Origin of the sequence: Micromonospora sp. NPDC049282, from assembly GCF_043197045.1 — a bacterium.
In the GTDB taxonomy this organism is placed as follows: Bacteria; Actinomycetota; Actinomycetes; order Mycobacteriales; family Micromonosporaceae; genus Micromonospora.
This window is the reverse complement of sequence record NZ_JBICSL010000022.1, coordinates 76,606-87,424: the sequence shown is the minus strand read 5'-3', so window position 1 is coordinate 87,424 and position 10,819 is coordinate 76,606. Positions and strand designations below refer to the sequence as shown.

Sequence of the window (10,819 nt, the reverse complement as noted above, 5' to 3'; positions counted from 1 at the left end):
CGAGCGCTGACCTGCCCCCACACCTACCCCACCCCGCCCGTCAACACCCCCTGACCAGCCAACTCAGGATGGAACTACTCCACGGAAAGAGTGGCTATCCAGCCTCGGATAGCCACTCTTTCCGTTAGTCAGCGGCGGGGCGGACGGGGCTCAGGCGGCCAGGTACTTCGCCAGATCGTCGAGGATCTTGTTGGCGGCGGTGACGCCGATGCCGGTCATCCACACCTCGTCGGAGACCACGTGCGCCTTGCCCGCCTTGACCGCGGACAGGCCCTGCCAGAGGCTGCCGGTGGTGACCTTCGCCTGCTCGGCGGCGGCCTTCTCGCCGTACGCGGTCACGAACACCACGTCGCCGTCGACCTCGTTGACCCGCTCGGCGCTGACCAGGTCGAAGCGCTTGTCCGCCTTGCCCTCCAGGCGCTGCCGTTCCGGGCGGCCCAGGCCGGTGTCGCCGACCACGATGCCGGAGAACGAGTCCGGGCCGTACACCCGGATGTTGCCCGGGATGAAGCGCACGATGGAGACCTTCCGCGCGTCCGCGTCGCCGAGCTTCGCCCCGAAGTCCTTCGCCCGCTTCTCGTACTCGGCCAGCAGGTCCTTGGCCTGCTGCTCCTTGCCGAGCGCCGCGCCGTCGAGGAGGAAGTTCTCCTTCCAGGTGACGCCGACCTTCTCGGTGAACACGGTCGGCGCGATGGCGGACAGCTCGTCGTAGAACTTCTCCTGGCGGAACTTGCTGCCGAGGATCAGGTCCGGCTTGAGCGCGTTGATCGCCTCCAGGTCGGGCTCGGTGAGCACACCGACCTCGGAGATGCCGGCGAGCTTGTCCGCGCCGAAGTAGGTGGGCCAGCTCTTCGCCTCGCCGGCGGTCGCCGCGCCGACCGGGGTGACGCCCAGCGACAGCGCGGTGTCGATCTTGTCGGTGTCGAGCACCACCACGCGCTTCGGCTCGGCGGGCACCTTCGTGGCGCCCATGGCGTGGGTGATCTCCCGGGTCTCCCCGGCGCCGGCGCCGGCGACCGGGTCGCTCTCCCCGCAGGCGGTGAGGCCGACGCCGAGGGCGAGGGCGGTGGTGAGTACGGCGGCGAGGCGACGCATCAGGTTCCTTTCCGTGGTGCGGGTGCGGGTGCGGGTGCGGGCCGGCGCGCTCAGGCGTCGCCGACGTGGGCGCCGGCCGTGGCCGGCGTGCCGGCCGGAGCGGCCGAGGTCTGGGTGCGGGCGGGCACCACCAGCGGGGCGCCGGTGACCGGGCAGGGCACGACCACGCAGTCGAGCCCGAAGACGTCGCGGACCAGGCCGGCGGTGAGGATCTCGCGCGGCGGGCCGGCCGCGACCACCGCGCCGTCACGCATGGCGATCAGGTGGTCGGCGTACCGGGCGGCCTGGTTGAGGTCGTGCAGCACGGCCACCACGGTGCGGCCCCGCTCGGCGCGCAGCCGGTGCAGCAGGTCCAGCACCTCCACCTGGTGGGCCAGGTCGAGGAAGGTGGTGGGCTCGTCGAGCAGCAGCGCGTCGGTGTCCTGGGCGAGGGTCATCGCGATCCACACCCGCTGGCGCTGCCCGCCGGAGAGCGTGTCCACCGCGCGGTCGGCCAGCCCGGTCACGTCGGCCAGCCGCATCGCCTCGTCGACGGCCCGCCCGTCCTCGGTCGACCACTGCCGCCACCAGCGCTGGTAGGGCTGCCGGCCACGCCCGACCAGGTCGGCCACGGTGATCCCCTCCGGCACCAGCGGGCTCTGCGGCAGCACGCCGAGCCGCCGGGCCACGTCCCGGGTGGGCAGGTCGCGGATCTGCGCGCCGTCGAGCAGCACCGCGCCGCGACGCGGGGTGAGCAGCCGCGCCATGGTGCGCAGCAGGGTGGACTTGCCGCAGGCGTTCGGGCCGACGATCACGGTGAACGCGTCGGCCGGCAGGTCGAGTTCCAGCCCGTCCAGCACGGTCCGGCCCTCGTAGCCGACGACCAGGTCGCGGGTGGACAGCAGCGCGGTCACGAGCGCCTCCCTCGGGTGCGCAGCAGCACGAAGATCAGGTACGGGCCGCCGATGGCCGCGGTCAGCACACCGGCCGGCAACTGGGTGGGTGCGAACAGGCGGCGGCCGGCCAGGTCGGCGAGCACCAGCAGCAGCGCGCCCAGCAACGCGGAGCAGAGCATCGGCGGGCGCTCGGCACGGACCAGCCGGCGGGCCACCTGCGGGGCGACGAGCGCCACGAAGTCCACGGCGCCGACCTGGGCGGTGACCGCGGCGGCGGCCAGCACGCCGGTGCCGGCCAGCCCGATCCGCCGGGCCACCGGACGCAGCCCGATCCCCCGCGCGGTGTCGTCGTCCAGGGCGCTGCCGCGCAGCGCCCAGCCGGCCCAGAGCAGCACCGGCAGCAGCGCGGCGAGCGTGCCGGCGATCCAGGCCGCCTCGGTCCACCCCCTGCCGGCCAGCGTGCCGATCAGCCAGAGCTGGGCGCGCAGGCCGTCGATCGGGTCGGCGGTGAGCATGACCACCTCGATCAGCGCCCGGAACGCGAACGCCACCGCCACGCCGGCCAGCACGAACCGCTGGGCGGCCAGACCGTGCCGGGCGCCGAGCGCGAACACCAGCACGGCCGCGACCAGGCCGCCGAGCAGCGCCGCCGGCGCCACCAGCACGGCCGCCGCGCCGCTGGTCAGCGCCACCGTGGCGGCCAGCCCGGCACCCTGGGTGACGCCGATGACGTCGGGGCTGGCCAGCGGGTTGCGGGCCACGCTCTGGATCAGCGTGCCGGCCACGCCGAAGGCCGCGCCGGCCAGCGCCGCCAGCACCGCGCGGGGCAGGCGCAGGTCGCGCACCACGAGGTCGTACGGGGTGCCCGCCCCGGACAGCGACCGCAGCACGTCGCCCGGCGCCACGTACGGCGTCCCGAGCGACAGGCTGACCACCACCGCGGCGGCGAGCAGCACGAGCAGCACCCCGGCCACCACCACAGCCCGCCACCGGAACGGCACCGCCACCGCCCCGACCCGCAGCAGCGCCCTCCCCGCGAGCGCCCCGCCCCGCCCCCGGCGATCTTGCACTTGCGGTCCGCCCAACCGGCCAGTTGTCCGATTCGCCGGGGCGGGAGCTGCAAGATCGCGGGGGGTGGGAGGGGTGGTCATGCGGTGACGACCTTGGCCCGGCGGACCAGGACGGCGAGCAGGGGGGCGCCGAGCAGGGCGGTGACGATGCCGGCGGGGATCTCGCCGGGCGGGGCGACCAGGCGGCCGGCGACGTCCGCGGCGAGCACCAGGGTGGGGCCGAGCAGCGCGGCGACCAGCAGCGTCCACCTGTGGTCGGCGCCGACCAGCGCCCGGGCCAGGTGCGGGACGGCCAGCCCGACGAAGGCGATCGGGCCGGCGGCGGCCACCGCGGCGCCGGTGAGCAGCACGCCCCCGCCGCCGGCGGCCAGCCGGACCAGGGCGACCCGGTGCCCCAACCCGCGGGCGACGTCGTCGCCGAGGGCGAGCGCGTCCAGGCCCCGGGCGGCGAGCGCGGCCAGCAGCACCCCGGCCAGCACGAACGGGAGCACCTGCCCGGCCACGCCCACGTCCCGGCCGGTGAGCCCGCCGACCACCCAGAAGCGGTACTCCTCGAACGTGCGGGCGTCGATGCTGAGCAGCGCGTACACGATCGCGCCGAGACCGGCGTCGAGGGCCGCGCCGACCAGCGCGAGAGTGACCGGGCTGGCGCCCTCGCGGGTGCGGTTGGCGACGGCGAACGCCAGCAGCCCGGCGAACAGCGCGCCGGCGATGCCGAACCAGACGTACCCGGCGAGCGTGCTCACCCCGAACACGGCGATGGCGAGCACCACGCCGAAGGACGCGCCGGCGCTGACGCCGAGGATGCGCGGCTCGGCCAGCGGGTTGCGGGTGACCGCCTGGAACAGCACCCCGGCCAGTGCCAGCGCGAGACCGACGACCAGCCCGAGGGCGGTACGCGGCACCCGCAGCTCGCGGACCACGGTGGTGGCGTCACCGGCGTCCGGCGCGACCAGGGCGTGCCACACCTGGTCGACCGGGAGGTGGCGGCTGCCGAGCGCCAGGCTGGCCAGCAACGCGAGGACGAGCAGGAGCGCCGCCGCCAGGGTGACCGCGACGCGGCGCGGGGCGCCGCGGCGGGCGGGGGCGTCGGCCCGGACGGGCCGGACGGCGACGGTGGTCACGGGGGTGTTCGCCTTCCGATTAGGTACGCCTTACCTTAACTGACCAGGTAAGGCACACCTAACTCGGCGATGTCGATGCGCTTGCGCCTCCACCGGCGGGAACGGTACGAGAGCCTGCTCGGCGTGGTGAACGGGTGGCCGCCGGTCGAGAGCCTCGCGCCGGTGCTGGACTGGGCGATCCGGGCGTTGCGCGCCCGACCGGCCGGCGGCTGACGCGGCGGGTCACTCCGCGCCCATCACCAGGCCCTCGATGGTGTGCTTCTGCCGGATCGGCACGAGCGTGTCCACGACCGGGCAGCGCAGGTGGTCACGGACCAGGTCGGGCAGCGCGTCCCAGTAGGGGCGGGTCACCGCCAGGTCGTGGTGGGCCGCGTTGCCCGCGCCCGGGGCGTCCACCCCGAGCACCAGCACCGGCCGGGCCCGGTCGCTGACGTTCGGCGTGCCCCGGTGGACGGTGAGCGCGGAGCGCGCCGAGATGTCGCCGCGCTTCGGATACTTGCGCACGGCACGGTCCTGGTAGCGCGGGTAGCGGTCCTTCGGCGGGAACATCTCGTGGTGGAAGTCGCGGCCGTCGTCCCACTGGGTGCCCGGAGCGATCTCGAACGGGCCCATCTCCTCGATCGTGTCGACCGTGGTGAGGTTGAACGCGAGTGAGGTGAGCCGGCGCCGCAGCCGGGTCTCGTCGGGCATCGGGAAGTCGCGGTGCCACGGCTGCATCGCGGCGCCGGGGAACGGGATGTCGAAGCCCAGCTCGACGATCTCGTAGTCGGGGCCGAGCACGGCCCGGCACACCGACACCACCCACGGGTGGGTGACCAGGTCGACGAAGCCGCGCAACTGCTCCGGGTGGATCTCGACGTACCACCGCTCGGGGCCGCGGCCCACCGCCCCGTCGGGGCGGGACCGGGCCTCCCGGAACGCCGCGTCGACGTCCTCGCCGACCTGCGTGACCCAGTCCACCGCGAAGGCGGCCCGGCAGGCGGTGATGCCGTCGCGGTAGAGGTCGCCGAGGGCCTCGACCGGGGTCTCGTCGGCCGGCGCGGCATAGGGAGTCATCGGGCCTCCTCAGTACGGAACCCGAGTATTACAACGTTGGAAAGGTGCCGCAAGACCCGGCGTCAGTCCTCCGCGGACTGGCGACTCCCGGGCACCACCGGCAGCGGCCACACCCCGGTACGCGGACCGGCCGGCACCTCGACCTGATGGTCCGACCACACGTACGTCTCGGGCAGCAGGTCGGCCACCGGCACCGCGCGCAGCCCGTCCGCCGGCCCGACGATCACCCGGATCGACGGGAAGTAGTCGAGCAACACCTGCCGGCAGCGCCCGCAGGGCGGGATGACACCGCGACCCCGGTCCCCCACCGCGACGATCGACTCCAGCTCCCCGGCGCCCTGGGTGGCGGCCGCGCCGATGGCCACCACCTCGGCGCACGGGCCACCGGTGAAGTGATAGACGTTCACCCCGCTGAACACCCGGCCGTCGGCGCTACGCACGGCGGCCGCGACGGTGTGGTTGTCGCTACGGCAGCGGAGCTTCGCGACGGCGGTGGCGGCCTGCACGAGCGCCCGGTCGGTGTCCCGCATGATCATCCCCGTCCTCGTCGACCTCGTCGGCGGCAACCTTATCCGCGCCGGACGCCCCGACCCCGGACGGCACGCCAGCGGGCGGTAACCCGGGGGCGGTCCGCCGCGCGGCTGCCTATCCTTGGCGACGACATGCAGAATCCAGCCGTACCCGCCGCCGACGAGACCGCCCGCGAACTGCACCGCCGCCTCGCCTCGCTGATGTTCCGCGACCAGCGCCGCCTCCAGCGGCGGCTCGACGGCGCGCGGCGGCTGCGGGACCCGCAGCGGCGGGACGCGGCGCTGGCCGAGATCGCAGCCGACGTGGCCCGGGCCGAGGCGAGGCTGGCGGCCCGGCGGGCCGCGGTGCCGGCGATCACCTACCCGGCGCAGCTGCCGGTCAGCGAGCGCAAGGACGACATCGCCGCCGCGATCCGCGACCACCAGGTGGTGATCGTGGCCGGCGAGACCGGCTCCGGCAAGACCACCCAGCTGCCCAAGATCTGCCTGGAGCTGGGCCGCGGCGTCACCGGCCTGATCGGCCACACCCAGCCCCGCCGGCTGGCCGCCCGCACGGTCGCCGACCGGATCGCCGAGGAACTCGGCACCGAGCTGGGCGGCGTGGTCGGCTACAAGGTGCGCTTCAGCGACCAGGTCGGCGACACCAGCCTGGTCAAGCTGATGACCGACGGCATCCTGCTGGCCGAGCTGCAGACCGACCGGATGCTCCGGCAGTACGACACGTTGATCATCGACGAGGCGCACGAACGCAGCCTCAACATCGACTTCATCCTCGGCTACCTGCGGCAGCTGCTCCCCCGCCGGCCCGACCTCAAGGTGGTCATCACCTCGGCGACCATCGAGACCGACCGGTTCGCGAAGCACTTCGCCGACGCCGAGGGCAACCCGGCCCCGGTGGTCGAGGTCTCCGGGCGCACCTACCCGGTCGAGGTCCGCTACCGGCCGCTGGTCGAGGTCACCGAGGCCGAGGAGGAGGACGAGGCCGACGAGGAGAACGTCCGGGACCAGATCCAGGCCATCGGCGACGCGGTCGAGGAACTGGCCGCCGAGGGGCCCGGCGACATCCTGGTCTTCCTCAGCGGCGAGCGGGAGATCCGGGACACCGCCGACGCGCTGGGCAAGCTGGTGCAGAAGAAGCGCTCCCTGCTCGGCACCGAGATCCTGCCGCTCTACGCCCGGCTCTCCAGCGCCGAGCAGCACCGGGTCTTCGCCCCGCACAACAACCGCCGGGTGGTGCTCGCCACCAACGTCGCGGAGACCTCGCTGACCGTGCCCGGCATCAAGTACGTGGTCGACCCGGGCACCGCCCGGATCTCCCGCTACTCCAGCCGGCTCAAGGTGCAGCGGCTGCCGATCGAGCCGGTCTCCCAGGCCAGCGCCAACCAGCGCAAGGGCCGCTGCGGGCGCACCTCGGACGGCATCTGCGTCCGCCTCTACGACGAGTCGGACTTCGACTCCCGCCCCGAGTTCACCGACCCGGAGATCCTGCGCACCAACCTGGCCTCGGTCATCCTCCAGATGACCTCGATCGGGCTCGGCGACGTCGCCGCGTTCCCGTTCATCGACCCGCCGGACCGGCGCAACGTCGCCGACGGCGTCAACCTGCTGCACGAGCTGGGCGCGCTCGACCCGGCCGAGACCGACCCGGCGAAGCGGCTCACCCCACTGGGCCGGCGGCTGGCCCAGCTCCCGGTCGACCCACGGCTGGCCCGGATGGTGCTGGAGGGCGAACGCAACGGCTGCGCCACCGAGGTGGTGGTGATCGCCGCCGCGCTCTCCATCCAGGACCCGCGCGAGCGTCCCGCCGACAGGCAGGCCCAGGCCGACCAGGCGCACGCCCGGTTCGCCGACAAGGAGTCCGACTTCGTCGCCTACCTCAACCTCTGGCGTTACCTGCGGGAGAAGCAGCGGGAGCTGTCCTCCAGCGCGTTCCGCCGGATGTGCAAGGCCGAACACCTCAACTACCTTCGGGTACGCGAGTGGCAGGACATCGTCAGCCAGCTCCGCCAGGTGTTGCGGGCCGGCGAGAAGGGCGAGGGCCGGCGCGGCGGCGCCGACCTGCCGGAGGAGATCGACACCCCGAAGGTGCACCAGTCCCTGCTGCCCGGTCTGCTGTCGCACCTCGGGCTCAAGGACGCGCAGAAGCACGAATATCTGGGCGCCCGCGGCGCGAAGTTCGTGATCTTCCCGGGCTCGGCGCTGTTCCGGAAGCCGCCGCGCTGGGTGATGGCCGCCGAGCTGGTGGAGACGTCCCGGCTCTTCGGCCGGGTCGCCGGGCGGGTCGAGCCGGAGTGGGTCGAGCCGCTGGCCCAGCATCTGGTCAAGCGCAGCTACAGCGAGCCGCACTGGGAGAAGAAGCAGGCCGCGGTGATGGCCTACGAGAAGGTCACGCTCTACGGCATCCCGCTCGTCACCTCCCGAAAGATCACCTTCGGGCGGATCGACCCGGCGTTGAGCCGGGAGCTGTTCATCCGGCACGCGCTGGTGGAGGGCGACTGGCAGACCCACCACCAGTTCTGGCGGGACAACCAGAAGCTCCTGGCCGAGGTCGAGGAGTGGGAAAACCGGGCCCGGCGGCGCGACATCCTGGTCGACGACGAGACCATCTTCGCCTTCTACGACCAGCGGATCCCCGCCGACGTGGTCTCCGGCCGGCACTTCGACGCCTGGTGGAAGAAGACCCGCCGGGAGCAGCCGGACCTGCTCACGTTCACCCGCGAACTGCTCGTCACCGACGGCCGGGGTGGCGTGGACGAGGAGGACTACCCGGACGAGTGGCGGGCCGACGGCGTCACGCTGCCGCTGACGTACACGTTCGACCCGACCGCGCCCACCGACGGCGTCACCGTGGACATCCCGCTGCCGCTGCTCAACCAGGTGCCGGCCGAGAGCTTCGACTGGCAGGTGCCGGGGCTGCGCGAGGAACTGGTGATCGCGCTGATCCGGTCGCTGCCCAAGCCGGTCCGGCGCAACTTCGTACCGGTGCCCGACTACGCGCGCGCGGCGCTGGCCGCGATCACGCCGGGCGAGGAGCCGTTGCTGGCCGCGCTGACCCGGCAGCTGCGCCGGATGACCGGCGTGACCGTGCCGCCGGACGCGTGGGACCCCGGCCGGCTGCCGCCGCACCTGCGGGTCACCTTCCGGGTGCTCGGCGACGACGACAAGCCGGTCGCCGAGGGCAAGGACCTGCCGGCGCTGCAACGCGAGCTGCGCCAGGAGGTACGCCAGGTCGTCGTCGCCGCCGCGCCGGACCTGGCCCGCAGCGGGCTGACCGGATGGTCGATCGGCGCGCTGCCGCGCACCATCGAGCAGGTCCGTGCCGGTTTCGCGGTGACCGCGTACCCGGCGCTGGTGGACGAGGGCGCGACCGTCGGGGTGAAGGTGTTCGACTCGGCCGGGGAGCAGGAGGCCGCGCACTGGGCGGGCACCCGCCGGCTGCTGCGGCTGACCCTGCCGTCGCCGGCGAAGTTCCTCCAGGGCCGGCTGAGCAACGAGGCGAAGCTGGCGCTGTCGCGCAACCCGCACGGCGGGGTGCCGGCGTTGATCGAGGACGCCACCGGCGCCGCCATCGACAAGCTCGTCACCGACGCCGGCGGCCCGGCCTGGGACGCCGACGGGTTCGCGGCGCTGCGCGAGCGGGTCCGCGCCGACCTGGTCGACACCGTGGTCGAGGTGATGAGCCGGGTGCGGCAGGTGCTGGCCGCCTCGTACGCGGTGGAGCAGCGCCTCGGCGCGACCCGCAACCTGGCCGTGGTGGCCGCGCTGGCCGACATCCGCGCTCAGCTCACCGGCCTGGTGCACGCCGGCTTCATCACCGAGGCCGGCTACGCCCGCCTGCCCGACCTGCTGCGCTACCTCACCGCGATCGAGCGCCGGCTGGACCGGTTGTCCGGCAACCCGCAGCGGGACAAGCAGCAGCAGGACCGGATCGCCGTGGTGCAGAAGGAATACCAGGACATGCTGGCCGCGCTGCCCCCGGCGAAGCGCGCGACCCCGGCGGCCCGGCAGATCCGCTGGATGATCGAGGAGCTACGGGTGAACGTCTTCGCCCAGGCCCTCGGCACCCCCTACCCGGTCTCCGAGCAACGCATCTACCGCGCCATGGACGACGCCGAGGGCCGTTAGAGGGGCTCGACGCCGGCGGGGAGTTGGGTGGTTGCGGTGGCGTCGTGCACGTACTCCAGGAGGATGCGGCGCAGCTCGCGACCGGCGTGGGTGGGCACCACGTCACGGCGGCGGGCCACCGCGATGGTGCGACGTACCCCGGGCGGAGCGAGCCGGGTGACCCGGATGCCCGGCCGGCGGGCCACCACGATGCCGGGGACCAGCGCGATGCCGAGCCCGGCCTCGACGAAGCTGAGCACGGCGTCCATCTCCCCGCCGTCGACCGAGAGGGTGGGCTCGAAGCCGGCCGCCCGGCACGCCTGGAGCGTGGCGTCCCGCAGGTCGTAGCCCTCCCGGAACATCACCAGCGGCTGGTCGCGCAGGTCGGTGATGCGCAGCTCACCGGCGGCCGAGACGCCCGGCAGCGGGTCCACCGAGGCGACCACCAGGCTCTCCCGCAGGATCGCGTCGACGCGCAGCCCGGGGTCGGCGCCGCCGGACGGCATGATGACCAGCGCCAGGTCGAGGTCGCCGCGGAGCATGTCGCGGACGAGGTCCTGGGAGCCGCCCTCCTCGACCCGCAGGTCCACGGTGGGATGGGCGTCGCGGAACCGGCGCAGCACCGGGGGCGCGAGCGAGGTGGCCAGGCTGGGCGTGGCGCCGAGCCGGACCCGCCCCCGACGCAGCCCGACCAGCTCCTGCACCTCGCGGGTGGCGGTGTCCACGTCGGCGAGGATCCGCTTGGCCAGCGGTAGCAGCACCTCGCCGGCCGCGGTGAGCGCGATGTTGCCCCTTACCCGCTCGAAGAGCGGGGCCCCCAGGTCGGCCTCCAGGGCGTGAATTTGCTTACTCAACGACGGCTGGGTTATGCCGACGACATCGGCCGCCTGGGTGAAATGTCGTACTTCTGCGACCGCCACGAAGTACCGGAGTTGATGGAGCTGCATCTCTATAGCCTACGGCTA

9 protein-coding genes are annotated in these 10,819 nt (G+C 73.7%); 2 read left to right on the top strand and 7 right to left on the bottom strand.

What is annotated here, in order from left to right; translation table 11 throughout:
* Positions 1–150 precede the first annotated feature (150 nt).
* The 4 genes from ACGFI2_RS27215 to ACGFI2_RS27200 form a co-directional block, all read right to left on the bottom strand.
* Positions 151–1,095: an ABC transporter substrate-binding protein gene (locus ACGFI2_RS27215; RefSeq protein ID WP_393522053.1), complete on the bottom strand. Its 945-nt coding sequence runs from the start codon at positions 1,093–1,095 to the stop codon at positions 151–153.
* A 50-nt stretch (positions 1,096–1,145) separates the two neighbouring features.
* Positions 1,146–1,988: an ABC transporter ATP-binding protein gene (locus tag ACGFI2_RS27210; protein ID WP_393522051.1), complete on the bottom strand. Its 843-nt coding sequence runs from the start codon at positions 1,986–1,988 to the stop codon at positions 1,146–1,148.
* Entirely contained in the window at positions 1,985–3,040 is a 1,056-nt protein-coding gene (locus ACGFI2_RS27205; RefSeq protein WP_393522049.1) for a FecCD family ABC transporter permease, read from the bottom strand. Before ACGFI2_RS27205 ends, ACGFI2_RS27210 begins: the two co-directional genes overlap by 4 nt.
* 77 nt (positions 3,041–3,117) lie before the next feature.
* On the bottom strand, positions 3,118–4,164 hold the full coding sequence (locus ACGFI2_RS27200) for a FecCD family ABC transporter permease (RefSeq protein ID WP_393522047.1): 1,047 nt from the start codon (positions 4,162–4,164) through the stop codon (positions 3,118–3,120).
* A 75-nt stretch (positions 4,165–4,239) separates the two neighbouring features.
* Between ACGFI2_RS27200 and ACGFI2_RS27195 the strand changes: the two genes are divergently transcribed.
* The gene (locus tag ACGFI2_RS27195) at positions 4,240–4,377 is read left to right on the top strand and encodes a hypothetical protein (protein ID WP_393522045.1); all 138 of its coding nucleotides are present in this window, start codon (positions 4,240–4,242) and stop codon (positions 4,375–4,377) included.
* A gap of 9 nt (positions 4,378–4,386) precedes the next feature.
* On the opposite strand, the gene ACGFI2_RS27190 is transcribed toward ACGFI2_RS27195, so the two are convergent.
* Both ACGFI2_RS27190 and ACGFI2_RS27185 read right to left on the bottom strand, forming a co-directional pair.
* On the bottom strand, positions 4,387–5,220 hold the full coding sequence (locus ACGFI2_RS27190; protein ID WP_393522043.1) for a phytanoyl-CoA dioxygenase family protein: 834 nt from the start codon (positions 5,218–5,220) through the stop codon (positions 4,387–4,389).
* A 62-nt stretch (positions 5,221–5,282) separates the two neighbouring features.
* Positions 5,283–5,756, bottom strand: coding sequence for a cytidine deaminase family protein (locus tag ACGFI2_RS27185; protein WP_393522041.1), 474 nt, complete (start codon positions 5,754–5,756; stop codon positions 5,283–5,285).
* Between the two features lie 126 nt (positions 5,757–5,882).
* Between ACGFI2_RS27185 and hrpA the strand changes: the two genes are divergently transcribed.
* Positions 5,883–9,875, top strand: coding sequence for an ATP-dependent RNA helicase HrpA (hrpA, locus tag ACGFI2_RS27180; RefSeq protein ID WP_393522039.1), 3,993 nt, complete (start codon positions 5,883–5,885; stop codon positions 9,873–9,875).
* On the opposite strand, the gene ACGFI2_RS27175 is transcribed toward hrpA, so the two are convergent.
* Positions 9,872–10,807 carry a LysR family transcriptional regulator gene (locus tag ACGFI2_RS27175; RefSeq protein WP_393522055.1) on the bottom strand — a complete coding sequence of 312 codons (936 nt, stop codon included), beginning with the start codon at positions 10,805–10,807 and terminating at the stop codon, positions 9,872–9,874. The genes hrpA and ACGFI2_RS27175 overlap by 4 nt on opposite strands.
* Between the last annotated feature and the right edge of the window lie 12 nt (positions 10,808–10,819).